23 protein-coding genes, 1 pseudogene and 1 riboswitch are annotated in these 24,108 nt (G+C 41.7%); of the genes and pseudogenes, 16 read left to right on the plus strand and 8 right to left on the minus strand.

Annotated features, from left to right (window positions below; translation table 11 throughout):
* Positions 1-47 precede the first annotated feature (47 nt).
* From H2672_RS11755 to H2672_RS11815, 13 genes and pseudogenes are all read left to right on the plus strand, one after another.
* Positions 48-626: pseudogene (locus H2672_RS11755) on the plus strand (IS607 family transposase).
* Entirely contained in the window at positions 610-1,764 is a 1,155-nt protein-coding gene (locus H2672_RS11760; RefSeq protein ID WP_186671526.1) for an RNA-guided endonuclease InsQ/TnpB family protein, read from the plus strand. Before H2672_RS11755 ends, H2672_RS11760 begins: the two are co-directional and overlap by 17 nt.
* A gap of 168 nt (positions 1,765-1,932) precedes the next feature.
* Positions 1,933-2,313, plus strand: coding sequence for a hypothetical protein (locus H2672_RS11765; protein ID WP_186671528.1), 381 nt, complete (start codon positions 1,933-1,935; stop codon positions 2,311-2,313).
* Positions 2,314-2,694: 381 nt separating this feature from the next.
* Positions 2,695-3,312 carry a TerD family protein gene (locus H2672_RS11770; protein WP_186671530.1) on the plus strand — a complete coding sequence of 206 codons (618 nt, stop codon included), beginning with the start codon at positions 2,695-2,697 and terminating at the stop codon, positions 3,310-3,312.
* A gap of 31 nt (positions 3,313-3,343) precedes the next feature.
* Complete coding sequence (locus H2672_RS11775; protein WP_186671532.1) at positions 3,344-3,922, plus strand: TerD family protein; 579 nt, start codon at positions 3,344-3,346, stop codon at positions 3,920-3,922.
* A 225-nt stretch (positions 3,923-4,147) separates the two neighbouring features.
* Positions 4,148-4,726, plus strand: a complete 579-nt coding sequence (locus tag H2672_RS11780; RefSeq protein WP_186671534.1) for a TerD family protein — start codon at positions 4,148-4,150, stop codon at positions 4,724-4,726.
* 57 nt (positions 4,727-4,783) lie between these two features.
* Positions 4,784-5,539 carry a TerC family protein gene (locus H2672_RS11785; RefSeq protein WP_186671536.1) on the plus strand — a complete coding sequence of 252 codons (756 nt, stop codon included), beginning with the start codon at positions 4,784-4,786 and terminating at the stop codon, positions 5,537-5,539.
* A gap of 78 nt (positions 5,540-5,617) precedes the next feature.
* Positions 5,618-6,796: an HpcH/HpaI aldolase/citrate lyase family protein gene (locus H2672_RS11790; protein WP_186671539.1), complete on the plus strand. Its 1,179-nt coding sequence runs from the start codon at positions 5,618-5,620 to the stop codon at positions 6,794-6,796.
* Positions 6,759-8,135, plus strand: a complete 1,377-nt coding sequence (locus H2672_RS11795; protein WP_186671541.1) for a phosphoribosyltransferase family protein — start codon at positions 6,759-6,761, stop codon at positions 8,133-8,135. Before H2672_RS11790 ends, H2672_RS11795 begins: the two co-directional genes overlap by 38 nt.
* Before the next feature lie 16 nt (positions 8,136-8,151).
* A complete protein-coding gene (locus H2672_RS11800; RefSeq protein ID WP_186671543.1) occupies positions 8,152-9,264 on the plus strand; it encodes a cysteine protease StiP family protein in 1,113 nt (370 codons plus the stop codon).
* Positions 9,261-10,064, plus strand: coding sequence for a haloacid dehalogenase (locus H2672_RS11805; RefSeq protein WP_186671545.1), 804 nt, complete (start codon positions 9,261-9,263; stop codon positions 10,062-10,064). Before H2672_RS11800 ends, H2672_RS11805 begins: the two co-directional genes overlap by 4 nt.
* A gap of 60 nt (positions 10,065-10,124) precedes the next feature.
* Positions 10,125-11,753, plus strand: coding sequence for a YceG family protein (locus tag H2672_RS11810; RefSeq protein ID WP_186671547.1), 1,629 nt, complete (start codon positions 10,125-10,127; stop codon positions 11,751-11,753).
* Between the two features lie 5 nt (positions 11,754-11,758).
* The gene (locus H2672_RS11815; RefSeq protein ID WP_186671549.1) at positions 11,759-12,829 is read left to right on the plus strand and encodes a toxic anion resistance protein; all 1,071 of its coding nucleotides are present in this window, start codon (positions 11,759-11,761) and stop codon (positions 12,827-12,829) included.
* A gap of 67 nt (positions 12,830-12,896) precedes the next feature.
* Here H2672_RS11815 and H2672_RS11820 read toward each other — a convergent pair whose 3' ends face one another.
* The 8 genes from H2672_RS11820 to H2672_RS11855 form a co-directional block, all read right to left on the minus strand.
* Positions 12,897-13,745, minus strand: a complete 849-nt coding sequence (locus H2672_RS11820) for a YitT family protein (RefSeq protein ID WP_186671622.1) — start codon at positions 13,743-13,745, stop codon at positions 12,897-12,899.
* A 379-nt stretch (positions 13,746-14,124) separates the two neighbouring features.
* The gene (locus H2672_RS11825) at positions 14,125-15,678 is read right to left on the minus strand and encodes an IS200/IS605 family accessory protein TnpB-related protein (protein ID WP_186671551.1); all 1,554 of its coding nucleotides are present in this window, start codon (positions 15,676-15,678) and stop codon (positions 14,125-14,127) included.
* Between the two features lie 394 nt (positions 15,679-16,072).
* Entirely contained in the window at positions 16,073-17,089 is a 1,017-nt protein-coding gene (locus H2672_RS11830; protein ID WP_186671553.1) for a ThiF family adenylyltransferase, read from the minus strand.
* Positions 17,086-17,859 (minus strand): thiazole synthase, encoded by a 774-nt coding sequence (locus H2672_RS11835; protein ID WP_186671624.1) that lies wholly within the window; start codon positions 17,857-17,859, stop codon positions 17,086-17,088. The genes H2672_RS11830 and H2672_RS11835 overlap by 4 nt, the downstream gene beginning before the upstream one ends.
* Positions 17,856-18,062 (minus strand): sulfur carrier protein ThiS, encoded by a 207-nt coding sequence (thiS, locus tag H2672_RS11840; protein ID WP_186671555.1) that lies wholly within the window; start codon positions 18,060-18,062, stop codon positions 17,856-17,858. The genes H2672_RS11835 and thiS overlap by 4 nt, the downstream gene beginning before the upstream one ends.
* Positions 18,025-19,125: a glycine oxidase ThiO gene (thiO, locus tag H2672_RS11845; protein WP_186671557.1), complete on the minus strand. Its 1,101-nt coding sequence runs from the start codon at positions 19,123-19,125 to the stop codon at positions 18,025-18,027. The genes thiS and thiO overlap by 38 nt, the downstream gene beginning before the upstream one ends.
* On the minus strand, positions 19,109-19,714 hold the full coding sequence (locus H2672_RS11850) for a thiamine phosphate synthase (RefSeq protein ID WP_186671559.1): 606 nt from the start codon (positions 19,712-19,714) through the stop codon (positions 19,109-19,111). Before H2672_RS11850 ends, thiO begins: the two co-directional genes overlap by 17 nt.
* Positions 19,715-20,257: 543 nt before the next feature.
* Positions 20,258-20,366: riboswitch (TPP riboswitch) on the minus strand.
* A 73-nt stretch (positions 20,367-20,439) separates the two neighbouring features.
* The gene (locus H2672_RS11855) at positions 20,440-21,159 is read right to left on the minus strand and encodes a YebC/PmpR family DNA-binding transcriptional regulator (RefSeq protein WP_186671561.1); all 720 of its coding nucleotides are present in this window, start codon (positions 21,157-21,159) and stop codon (positions 20,440-20,442) included.
* Positions 21,160-21,470: 311 nt separating this feature from the next.
* Between H2672_RS11855 and H2672_RS11860 the strand changes: the two genes are divergently transcribed.
* The 3 genes from H2672_RS11860 (at position 21,471) to H2672_RS11870 (ending at position 24,065) form a co-directional block, all read left to right on the plus strand.
* The gene (locus tag H2672_RS11860) at positions 21,471-22,520 is read left to right on the plus strand and encodes a GGDEF domain-containing protein (protein WP_186671563.1); all 1,050 of its coding nucleotides are present in this window, start codon (positions 21,471-21,473) and stop codon (positions 22,518-22,520) included.
* 78 nt (positions 22,521-22,598) lie between these two features.
* Entirely contained in the window at positions 22,599-23,282 is a 684-nt protein-coding gene (locus tag H2672_RS11865) for a phosphoribosylaminoimidazolesuccinocarboxamide synthase (RefSeq protein WP_186671565.1), read from the plus strand.
* Between the two features lie 225 nt (positions 23,283-23,507).
* The gene (locus H2672_RS11870; RefSeq protein ID WP_255485747.1) at positions 23,508-24,065 is read left to right on the plus strand and encodes a superoxide dismutase family protein; all 558 of its coding nucleotides are present in this window, start codon (positions 23,508-23,510) and stop codon (positions 24,063-24,065) included.
* Positions 24,066-24,108: the final 43 nt, after the last annotated feature.

Consider the following 24,108-nt stretch of genomic DNA (forward strand, 5'->3'; position numbering starts at 1 on the left):
ATAATATAGGCATGAAAACAACATATAAACCAAAATAATTCGCAGAAATGTTGAATGTGACGGTCAAAACATTACAGAATTGGGACAACGCTCAAAAGTTAATTGATTACCGAAACCCACAAGGAAGAAGGTTCTATACGCACGAGCAATATGCAGCGTATATGGGGATTTAGAAAGAAAATAAAGTAGGTAAGATTGTTATTTATTGGCGTGTTTCAAGTGCGGGTCAAAAGGAAGACTTGGCGAACCAGCTTTCTTTTTTACGCGACTTTGCCAATGCTAGAGGATTAATTGTAGACGAAGTATTGACTGACATTGGAAGTGGTTTGAATTACAAACGTAAGAAATGGAACGTCTTGTTAGACGATTACTTTGAGGGTAACGTTACGACGATTCTCGTTGCACATAAAGACCGTTTCGTTCGTTTTGGCTACGACTGGTTTGCCTCTTTCTTAGAAAAACGGGGCGTTGAAATTTTGGTTGTCAAAAATGATTCATTATCACCCCAACAAAAGTTGGTTGAAGACTTAATCTCAATTATTCATGTCTTTAGCTGTCGCATTTACGGATTACGTAAATACAAAAAGAAAATAGAGGAGGATGAAAGTTTTGAAGAAAGCCTATAAAACAGAAATCCTTCTCTCTGACCAACAACAGCAAGAAGTCAACCAAACCATCGGCGTTTGTCGATACGTCTATAATTTATATCTTCATACTGCACAGGAACACTACAAAGAAACGAAAAAACACTTATCTGGTTACGACTTTTCTAAATGGCTTAACAATGTCCATTCGAAAAAAACAGACCACTGGATTAAAGATGTCTCTAGTAAAGCTGTGAAGCAAGCTATCATGAATGGAGATAAGGCATATCGGAATTTTTTTAAAGGATTGTCTAAGTTTCCACGCTTCAAAAAGAAGAAGAACCAAGATGTAAAAGCTTATTTCCCGAAAAACAATACAACAGACCTGACAGTTGAACGTCATCGAATTAAAATCCCAACGATTGGTTGGGTAAGACTAAAGGAATATGGTTACATCCCAACCAAAGCCCACGTTAAAAGTTGTACAGTTTCTTGCAAAGCGGGGCGCTATTTCATTTCTACTTTGTGTGAAGAAGATTCATCTAATGTAGTTGAAGCGCCCAAGCATGATGGGATTGGTATTGACCTAGGTATTAGCACTTTAGCGGTTTGCAGTCATCATATCCAGTTTGAAAACATCAATAAGACTCAAGCAGTCGCCAAGTTAGAAAAGCAATTAAAGCGACAGCAGCGAAAGCTAAGTCGCAGCTATGAACAAAATAGGAGTAGAGAGAGAGGTGAATTCTGCGCTAAAAATAGGCAAAAACAACTCGTAGTTGTTCAAAAATTGCACGCTAGACTAGCGAACATCCGACAGGAATACATTCGGTATGTTGTGAGTGTGTTGGTGAAAACCAAACCAGCTTATCTTACAATTGAAGATTTAAACGTCAAAGGCATGATGAAAAATCGGCATTTATCTAAAGCTATCGCACAGCAATGTTTTTATGCTTTCCGGGAAACGCTTACTGCTAAATGCGTTGAGAAGGGTATCGAACTCCGACTAGTAGACAGGTGGTATCCATCCTCTAATCTTTGTTCAAATTGTGGTGCCAAAAAGACAAAACTAAGTCTTTCTGAACGAACATTCACGTGTGACAATTGTGATACTGTTCTTGACCGAGATTTTAATGCAAGTTTGAATCTGAAATACGCAAAAGAATATACGGTTCTCATCTAACGAAACCGCATATATGTAGGGTGGGCTACATCCGAATTTACGCCTGTGGAGTGCTAAATCAACCGTAGTAGTGAGCAGTTGACGAGACGGAGTACGAAGAAGCAGGAAACCGTCTAGCGTAGAAAAACAAATACGTTTTTCTATGTTTTTAGTAGCAGAGATGGCGCTATGAAACGGATACTCATACTTCTTTTCATTGTCGGTATGATGGCGGGCTGTTCGAATGTGTATAGCGCAGAAGAGGGCTATCGCATGGCGGTTATCAATCACGGCTTCCCGGTTCCGAAAAATGCGAGCGAACTAAAGCCAGAAGCGTGTACGACAGAAATTGCGAAATCTGCAAAGTACAAGCTGAATAATATTGGTGGGGAGCAGGGAGAACCGCCCGAGCATTACTTGGAGGAAATAAAGAATTGGGGCTGGATGGAACTTGAAGATGAACGAAAAGGGAATATCCACTTCTACGAAAAAGAAGGAAAAATCATGTCACTCATTTTTAAAGAAAATGTCTTTGATGTGTTTGAAATGAGTAGTGAAGTGAAGATGTAGGAAACTCAAGTACTGTGGATTTATTTTTTTGAAACTATTTAGCATGTTCGTACGTACTAGTAACAAGAGATGATTGTGATGAAATGGAAAGTGGTCATTTCAGCATACTATCCGGACTATATAGTATTGCTAGTAACACAAGCATTTGGGATTCCAAGGTATTTGGATGATTTGTCAGGTCGACTCTGAGGTTTTACTAGTCATTGTCCAATGACGACTACATAAGTCGTGAAAGTTGAGTTCGGCGTTTGCATTGCAGGGGAGAAAAGGCTATAGGGGATCTTCATTTTGGTAGTTCGTTATAAGATGTAGTAAAATATATATTGATGGTGTTTTTGCGAAAAGAAAAAATTTTCATTAAAATGTAAAGGAGTGATTATTTTGGCGATTATTTTACAAAAGGGTCAAAAAATCGATTTAACGAAGGGTCATCCAGGTCTTGAGAAGATTACTGTAGGGCTCGGTTGGGATCCAATTCAGAGTAAGAAAAAAGCTGGCGGATTACTCGGCGGACTTTTCGGTGGTGGCGGTAGTGGTGCTTCAAATATGGATATCGACGCTTCTGTTATTATGCTTCAAGACGATAAATTTGCGAGTAATGACAACTTGGTTTACTTTGGCAACTTAAAAAGTAAATGTGGTAGCGTAACGCACACAGGCGATAATACCACTGGAGAAGGCGACGGGGACGACGAGCAAGTGATTGTTGACTTGAAGAAAGTACCTGCAAACGTTAACAAACTTGTATTTGTCGTAAACATTTACGATTGTGTAAAACGTAAGCAAGACTTCGGTCAAGTGGAAAATGCATTTATCCGCGTTATGAATTCTGCGAACAATGAGGAATTACTGAAATTCAACCTGTCTGAAAACTACGCAGGTTCAACGAGCTTAACTGTAGGGGAAATATATCGTCATGGCAGTGAGTGGAAATTTGGTGCAGTGGGGTCTGGGTCATCAGATTCAGGTCTTGGAGATATGGTTAAAAGGTATTCATAAACTATAAAAAACAGAAAAGAGGATGACATAAATGGCTATTTCATTGAGTAAAGGACAAAAAGTAGATTTAACGAAAAGTAACCCGGGATTAACAAATATCACGGTTGGTGTTGGCTGGGATACGAATAAATATGACGGTGGAAAAGACTTCGATTTAGATTCATCTATATTCCTATTAAATGCATCAGGTGTATGTGCAGATGAAAAAGATTTCGTTTTCTTCAATAACCTTGAGGGTGGAAATGGTTCTGTTGTTCATACTGGTGATAACTTGACTGGTGAAGGTGATGGAGACGATGAGCAGGTCAAAGTCGCACTTATGAATGTACCAACTACAGTTGAAAGAATTGCGTTTACGATTACAATTCATGACGCAGAGCAACGTAGCCAGAACTTCGGGCAAGTTTCGAATAGTTATGTAAGACTTGTCAACGATGCAAACGGTGAAGAGTTAATCCGATATGATCTTGGAGAAGATTTCTCTATTGAAACGGCTGTTGTTGTAGGGGAACTGTACAGACATGGTAGCGAGTGGAAGTTCAACGCGATTGGCAGCGGTTACCAGGGCGGACTAGCTTCACTAGTAAAGGATTATGGACTACAGGCTTAATTGAATGATGTAGCTATATAGGTTGAATAGATGAATACCTATATAAACTAAGCGAAGGCGCCTTACAAGGGGTAGCCGAAGCCATAAGACTGGTGGCGAAGCTACCTGGCTTATGGCGGGAGGCATCCCCTAGCGCCGAAGCGGTATTCAATGGAAACTCACCCATTCAATCTATATAGTTATGGAAATTCAGCGTTCTAATCATGATAAACAGGAGTGATTCAGATGGCGATTACTTTATCAAAAGGTCAGAAAATCGATTTGACGAAAACAAATCCAGGCCTTGTAAGAGGTGTTATCGGACTTGGATGGGATACCAATAAATATTCTGGCGGACAGGAGTTTGACCTTGATGCATCTGCGTTTCTAGTGGATGCAAGCAATCGTTGCCAGAATGATCATGACTTCATTTTCTATAATAATCTTAAGCATCCGAGTGGCGCTCTTCTACATACGGGCGATAATCGGACGGGCGAGGGAGATGGGGATGACGAGCAAGTAATCGTCGATTTCCCTAAAATACCTGCGTACGTTGACCGCATTGGTATTACAGTAACAATTCACGATGCAGAAGCACGAAGTCAAAACTTTGGTCAAGTATCAAATGCCTTTGTCCGATTATCAGATGAAGCGACTGGTGAAGAGTTGCTACGTTTCGATTTAGGAGAAGATTTCTCAATTGAAACGGCTGTTGTTTTCTGCGAACTGTACAGGCACGGGAATGATTGGAAGTTCAATGCGATTGGTAGCGGATTCTCCGGAGGCCTTGGAGCGCTTTGCCGAAATTATGGTTTAGAAGTATAAATTTACGAGCTGGTAAAAGGTTGAAGTCTTTTATTGTTTTATTATCAGGAGGAACTAATGGAGATACTTAATGGAATAATTGATACATATGCCGCTTTTTTTGATTGGGGTATGTGGGTGGAAGTATTATCAGATCCAGTCAGTTGGGGCTTAATCGGTACCCTTATCATACTTGAAGGGTTATTGTCGGCTGATAATGCTCTTGTTTTGGCGGTCATGGTCAAACATTTACCAGAAAAACAAAGAAAAAAAGCTTTGTTTTACGGGCTTCTTGGTGCTTATGTCTTCCGCTTTATCGCAATCGGGGTCGGTGTTTTCCTCATTAAATTGTGGTGGGTCAAGGCATTAGGTGCGGCTTATCTCGCTTGGTTGGCGATTAAATACTTTATGGATAAGTCTAAAGAGGCAGGAAATGACGATGAAATTGCAGGGATGAAAACAGAAGGTATTCTAATCCGTCTTTTCGGTACATTCTGGGGAACGATCGCTGCTGTAGAGATTATGGACATCGCGTTTTCAGTAGATAGTGTCCTTGCTGCTTTCGGTGTCAGTGAACAGATTTGGGTACTTCTTCTTGGAGGAATGCTTGGTGTCTTGATGATGCGTGGAATTGCCGGCGTATTTTTGAAGTTAATCGACAAAGTACCTGAACTTGAAACGTCAGCGTATGTGCTAATTATGTTAATCGCGATTAAAATGGGATTGAGCGTTGTTGGTTTCGAAGTCCACCATTACGTATTCTTTATCATTCTAATCTTGACATTTATAGCTACGTTCGTCGTTCATAACATGAATAAAAAGAAAATGGCTTAATACAAAGACAAAAAGAAGGCTAGCCCCTTCTTTTTTCTTTTACCCTAAATCGAATAATAACTAAGGTTGGTGCTCAGATTGAAGTATTTTAATGACGTAGCCGCTATAGGCATAGAAGATTTATTTTATCGGAAGCCGGTGACGGTTACGAAGTATACCGATAAACAACGGCTGTCATACAGTCTGGGTGCTCTATTGTATATGCCAGCAACACGGGAGGATATAGCCCATCTCATTATTACCAACAAATTTAAGGAGCTTGTCACAGTAGCCATCTGTCTTGAAGATGCAATAGGCGATCATGAGGTTGAACATGCGGAAAATAAACTGATTACGCATATGCAACAAATTAGCGCTGCAATTGAGGACGGCCGGCTTACAGAAGAAACGACTCCACTTATTTTTGTCCGGGTAAGAAGTGCACAACAGATGCTGGATATAGGGGAGCGGCTCGGTGATTCATTGGGAAATCTTGTTGGCTTTGTATTTCCTAAGTTTTCATCGGATAATGGGGAAGACTATTTATCGGGTCTGCGACTGTTGAATGAGCAAGCGAACACGGTGTTATATGGTATGCCGATTCTTGAATCGCCTAATGTGCTGTACAAGGAGCGTCGGTTGAACGAATTGCTACTATTAAAGGAGATAGTCGATCGGTATGCCGAATTCATTCTAAATATCCGGATTGGTGCTACTGATTTATGTGGGCTTTACGGGTTGAGAAGGGATAGTGAGACTACTGTCTATGAGATTTCTATTGTCAATGAGCTAATTACGGATGTCGTCAATATATTTGCCAGGCAACATGATGGTTTCGTAGTATCGGGCCCAGTGTGGGAACATTTCTCATCGAACGGTCGAATCTTAAAACCACAACTCCGTGAGACGCCATTTCAAGAAAGTTCAGGTTCAGTGGGTCTTCTTCTGAGAAAAGAATTGATTCGGAAAGATTTTGACGGGCTAATTCAGGAAACATTGCTGGATAGAGCGAATGGATTAGTCGGGAAAACGATCATTCATCCATCTCACCTTTTACCCGTTCAAGCATTGCACGTCGTCACGAAGGAAGAATATGTGGACGCGCTTAGTATCTTCCAGCAGGCGACAGGTGAAAAAGGCGTGTTCAAAAGTGAATTTATGAACAAGATGAATGAGATTAAGCCCCATTTATACTGGGCACAAAAAGTGTTAATTAAGTCTGATATATACGGGGTGTACAATGAAAACATCACATTCATCGATTTATTATCCGAGTAACTACACGCATGAAGTTTGCGAGTCTATGCAAGTACATGTACAAATCGAACAAAACCCATATGATCTTTCAGTTGGAAATTTATATGAGATGGCCGCGAGAATAAACAAAAAACGTTCTTTTTTATTCGTTAGTAAAGTGCTTGGGAAGCATATCCCTATATCGCCCGAAGTGCCCATGATTGCATCGGCATTGCTGGCCTCTGTTTATTATGAAGGTAAGACAACTAAACAAATGCCTGGAAAAGAACTGCTCATCGAAGCTGTTAAGGATAGTTCTCCGAAGAACTTGCAGGCAGCGTATTCGATTGTACAACAGCTACAATGTCAACTCGATGAGCCGGTTGTGTTCATCGGTTTTGCGGAAACAGCAACGGCGCTCGGTCACGGCGTTTTTGACTGTTTTTCGGACGCCACTTACATTCATTCGACAAGAGAAGTGCTTGCTGATCAAGAGGTGATTCTCTACTTTGAAGAAGAGCATTCCCACGCTACAGATCAGCGTTGCTATGCCCCGGAACAGTACTTGAATAATGACCACTCGATTTGCCTGGTGGATGATGAAATTACGACTGGTAAGACTGCATTAAATATCATTGCTTCTATTCAGAAGCGTTTTCCACGTAAGGAATATACAATCTTATCGCTTTTGGACTGGCGAAGTGAGGAAGATCAGCAACGATTAAAAGCGTTTGAGAAATTGCATGATGTTCGCATCTCGACGTATGCTTTATTGACCGGAACGATTCAAGTAGAAGGAACACCTGGTTTAGCTGAAGGTACCCCTATTATTGGCGAATCGATTGTTGAAGTTCCGGGTTATGAGAGAATTAGTCTGAAGTCATTGCCTATCCCTCTTCCACACTATACCTATTCATCAATTGATTCTTCTGGATTTAAAAATGGTTCCAATTATTCGGCCCTGACTGGAAGATTCGGTATCCCATCGGACAACAAACAAGACGTTGAGGCATATTGTCAGCGTGTGGGAGAATACTTGCAGAAGTATCGTACAGGAAAACGGGCATTATGTTTAGGTACTGGGGAATTCATGCATATCCCGATGAAAACAGCTGTTTACATGGGGGAGGGTATATCGTATCATTCAACGACGAGAAGCCCGATATTTCCAATTGACCAAGAAAGTTATCCAATAAAAAATAGAATGGCTTTCGAAAGTCCCGAGGACCCGGCAACTATGAATTATGCGTATAATGTATCCGACATGGAATACGATGAAGTCTTTTTATTTTTTGAACGTCCAATAGATGACAACAGGCTTGAACCGATATTACGCCAGTTCAAAGGATTTCCTGCAATCAATATTGTAGACTTCACTTGAAAGGTGTGAGTAGAAGATGCAACAAATAACGCAAATGCTAACAGGAAGTTATTCATCTGAAGATGTCGTTTTTCTATTGAAAGATCTATCAGGTGCGAGCCTTGAAAGAAGTCTGAATGAACGGGAAGAGGCTATTCAAGGCGGCGCCCATTATTCGGAAATGCTTCCCATTGAATACGAGCCGACCGAAGCTTATTTAAATCTTTTTTATGAATCGCTACATACTTCAAAGCGAAAAGTAGCAACAGCGGTCGGCGCGGTTTCGGAACTCCTCATTGAGAAAAAAGGGGAGGAACTTGTACTTGTTTCCCTTGCGAGAGCTGGGACTCCGATTGGTATCTTGATGAAGCGTTATATTCATGCGGTATGTGGAGCAAATTTACCGCATTATAGCGTATCGATCATCCGAGGACGTGGCATCGATGAAAATGCCATGCTGTATATTACGAGTCAACATCCTGATAAGCGCATCGTTTTTGTCGATGGCTGGACAGGTAAAGGTGCGATATCTATAGAACTGACAAAGTCTGTTAAGTTGTTTAAAGAAAAATATGGCATCATTCTGGACGATGAACTTGTTGTGTTGGCGGATCCAGGGTATTGTTCTTCTTTGTATGGTACGCGTGAGGATTTTCTAATTCCTAGCGCCTGCTTGAATTCAACAGTATCTGGTCTAGTCAGCCGCACGGTGCTAAACAGCCGTTGGATAGGTTCGACGGATTTCCACGGAGCGAAGGTCTATTCAGAACTCCGAGATAAAGATGTATCGAATCATCATATTGATGTCATTACGGCAGAATTTGAAGCGGCAGCCCCGTTAATCGAAGCGGCGAAAGAAGCCTTAAAGCAAACAGATATGACGCCAACTTGGCAGGGAATGAAAACAATCGCTTTAATCCAGGAACACTTTGGAATTGAAAATGTGAATCTTATCAAACCTGGTGTTGGCGAAACTACGCGTGTTCTTCTACGACGTTTACCTTGGAAGATACTGGTTAAGGATTTAAATGACCCACGACTTAAACACATTTTTCAATTGGCAAAGGAAAGGGCTGTACCTGTGGAGGTTTATGAACAGATGACTTATACTTGTTGTGGACTTATCAAACCGTTGGAGAAAAAAGTATGATGTTTGCAAGTGATTTAGACAGGACAATGATTTATTCTCATCGGGGATTTGGCGGGGAAATCTTGAATATCCCTGTTCGCACTATTGAAGTAGCTAATGGAAAAGACATTTCATTCATGACAAAAAAAGCGATTGCATTATTACACAAGTTGTCTGAAGAGATGATGTTTGTTCCAGTAACGACAAGAACAACTGAACAGTATAGTCGAGTCTCGCTATTCCATGAAGAAATACGTCCTACATATGCAATTACTTGTAATGGCGGTGTTGTACTAAAAGATGGAAAGATTGATACGCATTGGCAGGATTATATCTGCACTAAAATAGATGGAAGTGCCGCTTCAGTAGATGATGTCAAGCGGAAAATAGAAGAGACTGCGGATGCGTCTTGGTTGAACTCGATACGCGTGGTAGATGGATTTTTTTTGTACATGATTATCAACCCACCGCTATCAACTGAACGGGTCAAGTATTATTCACAGTGGGCGGAAGAGCATGGCTGGTCCTTTTCAGTTCAAGGCAGGAAGGTTTACTTCATTCCATCATTCATTAATAAATGGGATGCTGTGAACTATGTTGCGAAAAAAGAAGGAAAGCAAACGGTTTATACGGCAGGTGATTCCAATCTGGATGTCTGCTTGATTGAGCAGGCGGATTTCGGTTTGATACCACGTCACGGGGAAGCGGCAGCTACATTTGGTCACCTTGGAATGACACAAAAAACAGGGATATTGGCATCGGAGGAAATCATTGAAACGATTCTTTCGAAGCGCCTCCAATTCATTCCTGGAATCCGGTGAAGCTATCGGACTACGAACCTTCCATTGATGCATAAAAATAGGTGATTGGGGGGATTGAAGATGATAAGGAAACTGATGTTAAAGAAGATTGATTATTCGAATTGGGCGACCGAACTCAGCAAACCAATTGCCGCCCGCCCTGATTATCAATTGGGAGAAGACCGTATACAATACAGTCAGATTGCTACACGTATTGTCGGATCAGGATTCGATGAAACAGAATATATGATTGAATTATACACAGCTAGCCAGGCCCCTGGAGTGTATGTATTGTCTGAAACTCTTGATAAGACAATGCCGCCGGAACGCTTTCAATCCATCCAACGTATTTATGATCTTATTCAAGAACAACCGAATCTATCGATTAATCGATTTGTTGCCTTTTTGGAGGGTGCACAGTTGCTTCCGAAATACGGAGAAGACCCTGATTTCAATAGATTAGTCAGGTCAGCACTTATTGAGGTGCTTGAACTATTCAAGAAAAATCATGCGGGTGCATTTCATCATCCGGAATTCCGACGCGTTTTTCTGGATATCATTAAATGGACGTGGAATCACATCGATCCATGGGTGAAGGGAACACCAATCGATAAAGATATACCTCACATCATCTGGTATGGCGATATGAACAAAAGTCAGATGTATTTTCTGTTCTACACCATCTTGTTGGGAATGGATGTTGTTATTCTTCATCCGGAAGGGAAAGACGAATTTAAAGAGCTTGATCCTGAAAGCAAATGGTCGTTCTTGACTGAATATCCGACCACGATGAAAATTCAACCTTTCCCACAAGAAGAGCCGAAACGACAAGGGACAGTCGCGTACCGTGCTTCAAAAGAAATCGATCATGTACTTCACCATGAAGGTTCTGCTTATTATAAGCCATGGCAATTCCGCAACCATCTCCCCGTGGCAGTTACATTAAAAACGACATATGACGAGATCTTTCTATTGGCGAAAGAAAAGGCGTTTATACGCCCAAGCTTTTCGGCCAATGGCGATGAAGTGAAGATACCTGCATTGTTCGCAAAAGTTTCTGGCGTTTCGACCAGTCGAAAAGAGTATTGGGATAAAATGCATCGGCTCACTAGTCAACCGAATTGTCTAGTAGTGAAGAAATTCCCTTTTATACAAGAAACTAAAGCGAATAATCAATACCATTACCAACATGCACTTGGCAAAGACGGTCGTTTAGTACCGGAAAAAATGATGCAAGGAAACTGGTGGCAGTACGGCCAACTACATGATGGTGCTCAAAAAGGACTTGCAGCGGCTATTTCAAGGATTTGTGCCAATTCCAAAATGAAGGCTCAACCGGGGGAAACGCCGGAACAAGTCGCACTCTATCTATTTACACAGGCAACTTCTATACCGGAAGAATTGATCAATCTTTTGCAGACATTTGATTATGCGCAAGAGATTCCCAAAGTGATTTTATATAACAATGAAATTAATGGTATTTTGTCTAGGGCGGATGCAGCATTGCTGTTACTGTTGAATGAAATTGGACTTGATATCGTATTATACAATCCACCCGGTCACAATGATCTGGAGCACTTTATAGGAAAAGAGTATTTTGATCATCATATGTTAGAAGATATGGTGTTCGATCTATCTTTCCAGGAGAACAAAAAGGATGTATCAGTTGTAAGCGGTTTTTTAAATCGACTTTTTAACGGAAGGGATTGATTGTCATGGAAGAAACGAAGAATTATGAAGTGGAAGTATTGACTGAAAATAAAGCGGAAGCACTACGTTTACAGTTGCGACAGGATCCAGAGGTCCAAAACTTAGTCCGATCAATCGATACTAGAAATCAGACCGGATTATTAGAATTCGGCAAAGAACCGGCAGTTGAAATTTCCACGTTTGCGGATCGCATATTGGCTTCTATGCGTTCGTCGAGTGTAACTGATTCAGGCGAAATGTTGAAACAACTTGGGAAAACGATGGATAAATTCGATAAAAATGACTTTGACGAGCCAAAAGGTTTTTTGGGGAAATTTTTCAAACGTGGGGATAAATTAATTGAAAAAGTGTTCGGTAAATACCAAACGCTTGGCAAGGAAATTGAAGGCATACACATCGAAATTTCAAAGTATAAAGATGAAATGATTCGTTCAACGACCAATATGGATGAAATGTATGACCAAAACTATAACTATTATATGGCGCTTGAAAAGTATGTTGTAGCTGGGCAGATTAAAGCTGAAGAGCTGAGAGCGCTCGTTCCGGGTCTTGAACAAAGATCAGCGGGCGGCGATCAGTTAGCGCAGATGGAATTGGATACAATGAGTAATGCGATTCAGTCACTTGAGGAACGGGTGTATGATCTTGAGATGGCTAGAATGGTCGCATTGCAGACAGCACCTCAGCTTCGAGTCCTACAACGCGGAAACACGAAACTTATTGGGAAAATAAATTCGGCATTCATAACAACGATTCCAATATTTAAAAACGGTATTATCCAAGCTGTTGCTGCGAAACGTCAAAAACTTGTGGCGGATTCTATGGATGAACTTGATAAAAGGACTAATGAAATGCTACTCAAAAACTCGCAGAATATCGCTAGACAAAGTGTTGAAATCGCTCGTACTGCGGGTGGTCCGAGTATTAAAATTGAAACAATTGAAGAGAGTTGGAGCACAATCGTAAAAGGTCTTGAGGAAACGAGAGCGATTGAAGATGAAAACAAACGTACAAGAGAAGATGGTTTGAAACGGATCGCACAACTACAGGACAGCATGAAAAATTTCGGTAGGTGATGGTAATAAAAATGACTATACATCAATTGATGTATAGTCATTTTTATACTTTACGAACTCATTTAACTTAATCGTCTTCACGTCTAAAGAATCCGTAAACGCCAGCAGTTTGAACAATATTTGTAAACGCATTTGGATCTGTTTCGCTAATTATTTTTTCCAAATCATATAATTCATAACGAGTGATGACGAGATAAAGCATATGTTTATCTTCTTTCGAATACGCACCTTTTGCGGGAAGAATCGTTATGCCGCGTACCATTTTTTGATGAATCGCTTGCTGCAATTCATCTGCTTTTTGTGTAACAATCATGGCGGTTACTTTTTCATGACGTGTATGGAGTGCGTCAATCACGACTGTTGTTACATACAACGCTAACATCGTATACAACGCATTTTCTAGTTCATAGAGAAAGCCTGCTAAGGCAATTATGACACCGTTCAGCAGTAAGAAATAGGTTCCTATTGGCTTATCTTGTAAGCGTGACAGGACCATGGCGATAATATCCATTCCGCCAGTAGAAGCCCCTAATTTCATCGAAATCCCAACGCCCACTCCCGCAATTACACCGCCAAACACTGCATTTAGAATAATATCGTCTGATACAGATAGAACGGGTAAGAGTTCTAAGAAAATCGTAACAAAGATAACGGACACGATGCTATAGATGGTAAATCCTCTACCTACTTTGTACCACCCTAATATAAAGACCGGGATATTAAATAATAACAATAGAATACCGGTGCTAACTTCAATGCCTGAAAAATCTTTAAATACACTAGATGTCAGTTGCGCAGCACCTGCGAATCCGCTGGCATAGACATTTGCATTGATTAAAAAGAAGTTAAGTGAGATTGCAAGTAACAAGGAACCAAAGATGACGACAATAATACGTTTTGCTTCTAAGAAGAACATAGCAACCTCCTGTTGTTTTGAATAAGGATAAAATAATTTGTTAGAACCTCCATTGTAACGAACCTTATATAGAAATGGTACCGTTCGAAAGAATGTATACATAAGTAGACATCCACGCAAGGGCAAGAACGGAACCCCCCTTACGATTCGCATTGAAAGGCTTTCACTTTCACATCAAAGGTATACAGCGACATCACACAGTCATCCCTGGATGAATCTAGGGACTTCTGAGGATCAGAATTTCTGCCCTGATGGGTGATCCAACACCAACTAATTGACATGTATGTTGCCGGAAACTGCGATTTCATGGGCACACTTTCTTCCTTACAGGTTCAGTGTGGCATTGCCATCGCAAGGCAACCAATCGTTCAAGTTCAGCTTAAAATACATGATATAAAAGTTCGATTTTCTGACCAAAAGTATATGACTTCCATTGTTTGCTGAGTTCTTTCCATTGCTCAAATCGTTTTTTTAGCATAATTGAATCTTGATTTCCTTGAATTAACCGGTTGGTGGGGACCTGTTCTGTCTTTTTCAATTCCAAGCCCCTCCTTGCAATCACCATAGCTGCACTTCCGTGTGAACTTAATCCATACTTTTTCATAAATTTATGCTGTCCAATTTGGCTGGTATACGCAGGATTAACAGCCACAACTGCAATGCCGTATTTTCGGCATTTGCTCGTTAACATGGATTGATACGAAGAATAGGCAAAGCCACTTAACATTTTCGCCTGCCGATTCGAGAGCTGTTTCAGTTGTTGTTTTTTCTTTTTAAAATCTAATTTTTCGTGGGCGATTGGCTTTTGTTTTACTACTGCATAGTCAACAACTCGTTTTAATGCATCGCTTAAACTTTGTTTCGCTTGTTGGGTAGACACATGATAGGCCTTAAATGGGACTTGAAACGAATGCACATGATTCCCAAAACGATCAACATCTGTAACAGCCAAAAAGCTGGCGTTAAAATCAACGCCTATTTGCCCATGATTTTGTAATGTCTTTATTTCAGGCGTATCCACATCAACCGACATATTGAGATACCAATGCCTGTTTTTAAAAATAAATTTACATGTCAGCGCTCGATAATACCGGACTTTGTTTCCTTTGCCTTTTGTGTAACCGATAGTCGGAACTTTTGCTTTATCAATATTTTCTTGTCCATACGTGAAGTGTATATTTGAAAGAACGATATATTTTCCGAATTTCCCTTCGTTTTTTCGATTGACACGGATGCGCAATTGGTTTTCCAAATCATACGTACAACTTTGATTGCCATAGGTTTCATCTTTTGATCCGATAAACGTAAACTGCGAGGCACGGGCCTTTTCCCAGTTGTTTTTCCACTGTTCGAATGATAAATCATTTTCTGCAAGATGAAATTGCTTGTGAAATAACTTTTTCGAGCCGAAACACAAACGAACAACGCCACACTTTTCATCACATTCCAGGCGTTCCATTTTTACTTGTAAACGATGTAACTTCCTCTTTTTTTGATGAATAGCCATTTTTAATTTCCGGTAACTGTTCACTTTTTTCAAAAAAGAAGGCTCATCTCCTCTCATTTTTACTAAAGTGTTTTGGGACTTTTCTTTTTGTGCAATCTTTTTCGTCAGGAATTTTCTGGTTTGATAAATCTTTTCTTTCGTTTCTTCGATATGTAGTTTTGTTACTTCTTTTTTCGATGATACTCGGCCATCCAATTGGTTTTTAATGCTGTTGTATTGCCTTGCGGTGAGTTGATAGTTTGCACAATACTCTACTTTTAGCTGATTTGTCGGTTTTTTTCGAACGTATACATCAACAAACAACCTTCTCTCTATCCGACCAAATTCCTTAGCGTACTGTTGGAAATAGACGTAAACAGGAATTTCACTATAATCAAGAAGAACAATCATCCCGTTCTTCAATTTCGTTTGATAGGTTCGGAACATGGATGATTGCCTCCTCGACTGTTTTTTAATCCGCGGCCCGTATAATTGCTCGAAGATAGTAATCTTAATTCCCGAATTATATATCTAAATACCCGTAACCACAGCAGATTAAACCCTATTACTGTCGTATAACTAAATCAGTAATTCGGAATATCTATGTATACGCGTGTTATTATACGTATGTCTATTTAAAATGTTAACTGCTGTATACCCTTAAACGTTTGATGAAATTCCTTCAGGTAGAAATTTGTGCTTGGCTTGATGAAAATAAGAAAAGAGAACCCGTATTAATCCGGATTCTCATGTTCCTAATGGTATGGTGAAATATGATATATGTCTTGCCCAAGCAGAAAATAGCTTAATGGCAATCGCTGATAAATACCCAGTTAAATCATCAACCCAACAACCGCGCCGCAATTTTCTTCGCTGTCACAACATCCTTCGTTCCATGCACAAGCATGCGGCCGTCACGGAATAGTACGATGCGGTGGCCGCTATATTCACAGGCAACGAGATGCGGATTGTGGATTAATTTAGAAACAGTTCCGCGAATTGATTCGGCGAAAGGGAGGAGCTCAAACTTTCTACCTTTAGGAAAAGACAATTGGACGGTGTCACGTCCACAAAGCACCGCTGTTTTCATAGACTCATGGGCTGAAAGGAACGGATACACAGCATTTTTGGAACAGCTTGGGCAACCGGCTTTCTTCATGCTTGAAACGCCAATTGAAGCTCGGTTGCCTGTCCATAAATCAGCGGATTCAAGTTTTGGTTCGAATGGTGTTCCCGTTATATATTTCAACACGTCAGCAACTTGACGAGCAGCTGTCGTAACAACAATCGGGCTGATGACGCCAACTGTGTCGCACGTCAATGTCTGTGATGGCAATGTCTCTAGTAAGCAATGCAGACACGGTTGATTGTCTTGAATACCAATCGGGAACGTCAGGCCGTAACTACCGACACATGCGCCCATGAAAAAAGGGATGCCGAGTTTTAGCGCCGCATCGTTCGCCAGCAGCCGTGTTTCAATATTGTCTGTTGCATCCAACACTAAATCATGGTCTGCCATCAAATCAAGAACGTTTTGCGACGTGACATCGACAACAATTCCTGTTATAGCTACATCACTATTAATCGCAGTCAATCGTTTCTCCGCCGCAACCGCTTTTGGCAATTGCTCGATGACGTCTTGTTCCGTATACAGTTGCTGGCGGTGCAGATTGGTCCACTCGATAATATCCCGGTCAACAATCGTTACGCGCCCAACGCCTGCACGGACAAGCATTTCAGCACCAGATGAGCCAAGCGCACCGGCACCTAATATGAAAACACTTGCCGTACGTATTTTTTTCTGTCCATCTTCGCCAATTGGGGCAAATAGCTCCTGGCGGGAATATCTCTCGCTCAAATAGTTACAAGCCCTTCTGTAGGGCTGCTCGCAACCGCGTAATCGCGCTCAGGCATACGACCCGCTTCATAGCCAAGTCGTCCTGCTTCGATTGCGAGTTTCATGGCAAGGGCCATTTTAATGGGGTCTCCAGCTTCTGAAACCGCTGTGTTCAATAATACCCCGTCCGCACCTAGCTCCATCGCATAAGCTGCATCTTTCGGCGAACCGATTCCTGCATCGATAATAACCGGTACAGTGGATTGTTCAATGATGAACGACAAGTTGAGTGGATTCAAAATACCGCGCCCTGATCCAATTGGGGATGCACCTGGCATGATTGCGTGAACACCCATTTCGCATAATCTGCGCGCAAGCACAACATCATCCGACGTATAAGGAAGGACGATGAACCCTTCATCCAACAGCATTTCTGTTGCGCGAAGTGTTTCTACTGGATCGGGGAGTAATGATTGGTCACAGCCGATGATTTCAACTTTTATCATGTCGCAAAGCCCTGATGCTTTTGCCAGTTTCGCGATGCGCACCGCTTCTTCAGCTGTTTTTGCGCCCGCTGTATTTGGCAATAGCGTGTATTTTGACAGATCAAGTTGTTCAAGGAAATTTGGTTGTGATGGTTCAAAGATATTCATACGTCTTACTGCGAATGTTAGAATTTCTGACTCTGATACTCGCACCGCCTCTTTTTGAACATCAAATGACGGGTATTTTCCTGTTCCTAGTAGCAGTCTTGAATTGAATGTTTTATTGCCGATTGTTAGCATAATTATCCTCCTCCTACAAAGTGAATGATTTCAATTTGGTCGCGGTCATTGATGGGCAAGTCATATGCGTCTTTCGCAAGAATATCTCTGTTCATTTCCACGATGACGATGCGTTCCGCAAGTTCCAGATGCCCTAGCAGTTCCTGCACATTCCCAACTTCCGCGGGCATGTCATACCGATTGCCGTTCAGTTCGATTGTTCGCTTCATGAAAAATCCCCCTTTTCGGATCAAATGCCTTAATCCGCTCTATATTCACTTGATTTCCGACGATTAAATCTCGAATCAAGCAGGCAGTTGCGGGTGCCAATAAAATCCCATTCCTGAAATGACCCGCCGCGATATACAAATTCTTGTTCCCGGCAACCCGACCGATATACGGCAATTCATCAACGGTTTTCGGACGCAGACCTGCCCATCTGTTCATAACAGGAAGGTGAGAAAGACCAGGAATAAAACGTTCTGCAATCGCATTCAACGTCAGATTCCCGGCGTCTGTTATCTGCAAATCTGTAAGTCCCTGTTCCATCGTAGCCCCGATGACCAGCGTTCCATCCGGGCGAGGAATGACGTAACAGCCTTTATGGAAAAGTGTATAAGGTAAGTGCCTGCCCATCATGTTGAGTTGCATACATTGGCCTTTCACTGCGGTCATTTGAAGCCCTGGCACAAGCTTGGCGCTCGCTGTACCACCTGCAATGACCACATGTTTTGCTGTGATAACGGACGCTCCAATGCGTATCTGATAGCCGTCATGCAACGTTGTGATCTCATCGACTTGAGCCTGTTCTGAAACAGTTGCACCCAAACGTTTAGCTGCTGAGCAAAATGCCAGGCAAGCCTTTTCGGGATGAACATGGACATCCTCCTTAAAAAGATATGCGCCAAAAGCAGGTGGGGCGACATTCGGAATTTGTTCGCGAACTTGTTCAGCTGAAAGATAAGCTGCGTTATTCCAGCGGGAGAGGGCAATTCGTTCTTCTTCGGAACAAGCGAATTGAACAATTCCACCAGTTGTATAACCGATGTCGGCATCTTTTTCACACTTAAATTCTTTATACAGTGCCTGACTTTCGCGTGCGAATGAATAAAAGGTGTCATTTAAGTATTCAGAGTGAGCACCAAGCATTCCACCGGCTGCCCGAGTGGTGCCTTGGGCGATTTTATCGCGTTCAACAAGGTGAACTGACAAGCACTCTTTTGCTAAATAGTAAGCAATGCTGCAACCGATAATCCCCCCGCCAATTACGACTATATCAACTTGTTGTGACATGGCTGGCATCCTTATAGGCTGTCGCGGCAATTTCGGGATTGTCAGTGCCGAAAATGGATGACATCACTGCAATCCCTGCAACCCCGCCTTGGTTTAATTTCGGTAGGTGGTGCGGTTGAATGCCGCCAATCGCATAAACTGGAATGGGTAGCGATTCAATGATTTGAAAAAGCTCATCGGTTCCGCGGGGCGGTAGGCCAACTTTTGAACTTGTCTCGAATAAATGACCATAGAGAACCCAGTCGGCACCTACCTTATATGCAGTTTCAGCTTCATCCAAAGAGTGGACAGATCTGCCAAATGAGATAACGGGATATTGTTTTTTGAGTAGCGCTAGCGGTGCGTCGTATCCGGGTAGTTGTACTTTTTTAATCCCCGAAATTGAAGCGACATTCGTTCGCCCGTGGACAATTAGTTTGGTTGAATCAAAGCCCGATTCGATTAATTGTTGAATCAACGCTATTACTTCTGAATCCGTTTTAGACTTTTCACGTAAGATGGCGGCGTCTATAGAAGATTCGATTGATAATAAGGTATGAAGCAATTGACTAGTTTCCATTTTGTCATCTGTTACGGCGATTATTTTCATTAAACTTCTCCTTATCCAAAAGAAATAGTAAAGGTTTTTACCACGGAACGGTGTCTAGCTGCAGGCGCCAACTCCTCGGGTCATAAGCAATCCAGCTATGTGGCAAAGAGCGCCACGTCTCTGGATCGACTTATGCCTGTCGGAGCTGGGCGGCGCCTTCCGCTTTTCATGGTGTCTAGCTACAGGCGCCAGCCCCTCGGAGGCTCGCAGGATGTGAGTCACGCAGCCATTGCCGCAGGACGCGGCGTACTTAGGCTGTGATCCTTGAAAGTCGTTTTACTGCGAAGGCTAAAGAGCGCCTTCTTCGTAAACCGTCTTATGCCTGTCGGGGCTGGGCGGCGCCTTCCGCTTTTCGTGTTGTCTAGCTGCAGCCGCCAGCCCCTCGAGTCGCTTCGGTCCGTAAGTTAAAGGCAAAAAACGCCTTTATCTTACGGCCCTCCAGCGCTTTTCGGTGCTGTGCGGCGCCTTCCCACTTTTCTCTATACAAAAAGACCACTCTCCAGGTATGGAAAGTGGTCTGTCGATGGCATTAGAATGCACTGATAGGAAGACACGCCACTTCCCTACGCAGGTACAAACCTGTTCAGGTGATAAGGGTAGCGGAGTGGAACTCGTTTCTCAGTCCTTTAAAAGGATTCCCCTAATGGTCGAATATGGTATGAAGTTGTCAATCTATTAGTAGCATAGCATGTCAATGGAATGAATGAAAGGATGAACAGTTGCGTTTAGTCGTCTAAGTGGACGTTATGATGCACTTGTTGAACATCTTCCAACTCATCGAGGACATCAATCATTTTTTCGAATTGTGCTTGTGCTTCTGGTGAAAGAGTTAAGTCGTTTTGTGCAAGCATCGTTATTTCAGCAACGTTAAATTCAGTAATACCGGCACCTTTCAATACTTCCTGAACGACGTGGAACTGGTCGGGTTCAGCATAGATGATGACCGATTCCTCTTCCTCCAAAATATCACGCACTTCGACGTCCGCATCCATTAACAGTTCAAGCACATCGTCAGCTGACTTGCCTTCAAGTCCGATAACGGCAGTCGCGTCAAACATATAGGAAACGGATCCGCTGACGCCCATATTACCGCCATTTTTACCGAATGCTGCACGTACTTCTGATGCTGTACGATTGACGTTATTTGTCAGTGTATCGACAATAACCATCGAGCCGTTAGGTCCGAATCCTTCATAACGAAGCTCAGTAAAGTTTTCTTCTGAACCGCCTTTTGCTTTTTCAATCGCACGGTCAATAATTGCTTTTGGTACACTGTATGTTTTTGCGCGTTCTACAACAAATTTTAGCGCTTGATTCAATTCAGGATCTGGCTCACCTTGCTTCGCTACTACGTAAATTTCACGTCCGAATTTTGCATAAATGCGACTCGTGTCCGCATCTCTTGACGCTTTTTTCTCTTTGATATTGTTCCATTTACGGCCCATGAAGTTCCACTCGCTTTCGATTAAACATAGATTTACTACAATAAGTATACAACAAGTGTATGCAAGTAGACGAGTGGGAATTTCAAAAAATGGGTGATGGGTTATAGAAAGGAAGAAAGTTTTACTTACTGTCGTAGAGCCCAGTAAACTCAATACCATCAAGTCTAGACTTACTTTTTATATAAATAAGAATAAATACCTCCTGGAGTATCCGTTTTTAGGGCAATAAGTAAGCAAAGTAGTAGTTCAAGGTTTATGATAAAGATATATAACGTTAGAGATCAAGTCCGGAAGTGAAGGGGTACGCAGGTATGTTTAAAAACATTAATGATTTAAATGATTGGAAACGGATTATTTATTTGTTCATAATACCTGGCGTTTTCATCGTCGCGGCAACAAAGCTTTTCATTCAGGTTGTTCAGCAGGATTATACAGTAGAATTCTATGTAAGTATCATATTTTGTTGTTTTTTTGTAGCCGGTTGGTTCATGACCTATCGAAATTGGAAGTTGAAGGTAGTTGAATACCTCATGTTTACATTGTTTTTCATCTACTACCTATTCACATTGATAATTGAAATCGTAAACAGCATTGATCTTGGTGGAAATCAGACATTGAGTACATTTATTATTTGGACGCCTCTTGTCATCATGTTTATTTTCATGTCGATGGAGAAAAAGTGGGCACTTCTGACATCGGCAAATTTATTAATATTATCAATTGTTCCAGGACTTATGGTGTATGGGAAATTAACAACAGAATTCAAGGATTCGCTTATACAGCTGTATATATCAACTGCAGTTTACATTGTCGTTTTTTCTTTTGCTCATCGATTAATTCAAGCGCATGCGGAAGTGGATGTCATGCGTAGGCAATTCTATTTAGATTCGCTCACCCAAGTAGCAAACCGCTATCAGATTGATGAATGGATGACATCTTTCATTGATGGAAAATGGGAGGATCGGGAATTATCAATCATATTTTTTGATATTGATTATTTTAAAAACGTGAATGATACCTATGGACATAAAGTGGGCGATGATGTGTTAAGGGAGGTTGCCCGGCTTGTTAAGAGTGAAATGACGGAAGACCACTATTTTGGCAGGTGGGGAGGAGAAGAGTTCATGGTCCTTGCTCCCGTTCTTGAATGCGAGGCTTTCCATGTGGCGGAGCGGTTGCGAAAGGTGATAGAAGACCATAACTTCGACGAAGTCGGGAACATTACAGCTAGTTTTGGTGTGACTGGATATGTAGCAGAAGATACAGTGGATACAATTTTAGTGCGGGCGGATAAACGGCTCTATAGCTCAAAAGAAGATGGTCGAAATCGTGTGACAGGAAGAACATTATCCGGTATTTAAGAATAACTCTTTTTCTTATGACGATTCTCAATTATACTAAAGGTGAACGTTCATCCTACTATAGAAGGGAACATAAACATGGAACTCATATATAAAGGAAAGACGAAAGATGTATATAAACTGGACGACAGCAATGTGCTGCTGAAATTTAAAGATGATGTAACCGGAGAAGACGGGGTTTTCGATCCTGGTGCGAACACAGTCGGCTTATCGATTGAAGGTGCAGGGCAATCTGGATTGCGGATGACAACGTTTTTCTTTGAGAAAATGGCTGATAAAGATATTCCGACTCATTATGTAGATGCTAATATTGATGAAGTAACGATGACAGTACGATCTGCGAAAGTATTTGGTAAAGGTCTCGAAGTGATTTGTAGATACCGTGCAGTTGGAAGTTTCTTGCGCAGATACGGCGCGTATTGCGAAGAGGGACAACCCCTGGACGCATTCGTCGAAGTTACGCTAAAAGACGACGATCGCCAAGACCCGCCGATTAACAAGGATGGGCTTGCACAACTCGGTCTATTGACGACAGATGAATACGTTACACTTGAAGCGTTGACGAAAGAAATTTCAGGCGTAGTTAAAGCAGAACTTGCAGCAAAAGGTCTTGACTTGTATGATATTAAACTTGAGTTTGGACGCGATGCTGAAACAGGTAACATCATGCTGATCGACGAAATTTCTGGCGGTAATATGCGCGTCTATAAAGACGGTACATATATTTCACCAATGGATCTTGAAAAACTAGTACTAGCGTAAATGAAAAACCGCTGTTAATTCCACAAAAGTGGAGTTGGCAGCGGTTTTTGTTTACTTATTTTTATCAGCTGCAACTTCCAAATATATTGAAATGGATAAAATAGTTGATTGATTACCCTGACGTAAATGGAAATAAAAGATAGGGGAACAATTATAATTTTTCATACATATTAAAATGAATTAAAGCCATCCTCCATAGTGAATAGATATCGAGGAGGAATCATATTGAAACAAAAAATTGTATTGTCCATCATGTTGTCTGTCCTTCTAATTGCCGGTGGGTGTGGGAAGAATGGAGTGAAGTTACCAGTCACTGGGGAAAACGTTCAATCGGTGACGTCGCCGATTTTGAATACGAAAGGAAATAAAATTGGTGAGGCTAGCTTTGTCGAAGGAATTGACGGTGTGACAATTAACATCCAGGCTGAGGGATTGTCACCTGGCAAACATGGCATTCATATTCATGAAATCGCTGTGTGTACACCGCCTGACTTTAAATCTGCTGGAGGTCATTTCAACCCGGGTCATAAAGAACACGGATTTGATAATCCTAAAGGGTTTCATTTAGGTGATTTACCGAACCTCGAAGTCGATGCAGAAGGTAAAATCACTGCAGAAGTGACGACCGCCTTGGTTACGTTAAAGCAGGACGTGAAGAACTCACTTCTCGATGCTGACGGCAGTTCCCTTGTTATTCATGAAAAAGTAGATGACTACAAAACGGATCCGGCGGGTAATTCAGGTGACCGGATTGCGTGCGCGGAAGTGAAGAGCGGTTCTTAAGCGATTATATACGCCGTGCGACCACTCATATCCGATGCCCACA

Origin of the sequence: Sporosarcina sp. BP05 (assembly GCF_014282005.1) — a bacterium.
GTDB lineage: Bacteria > Bacillota > Bacilli > Bacillales_A > Planococcaceae > Sporosarcina.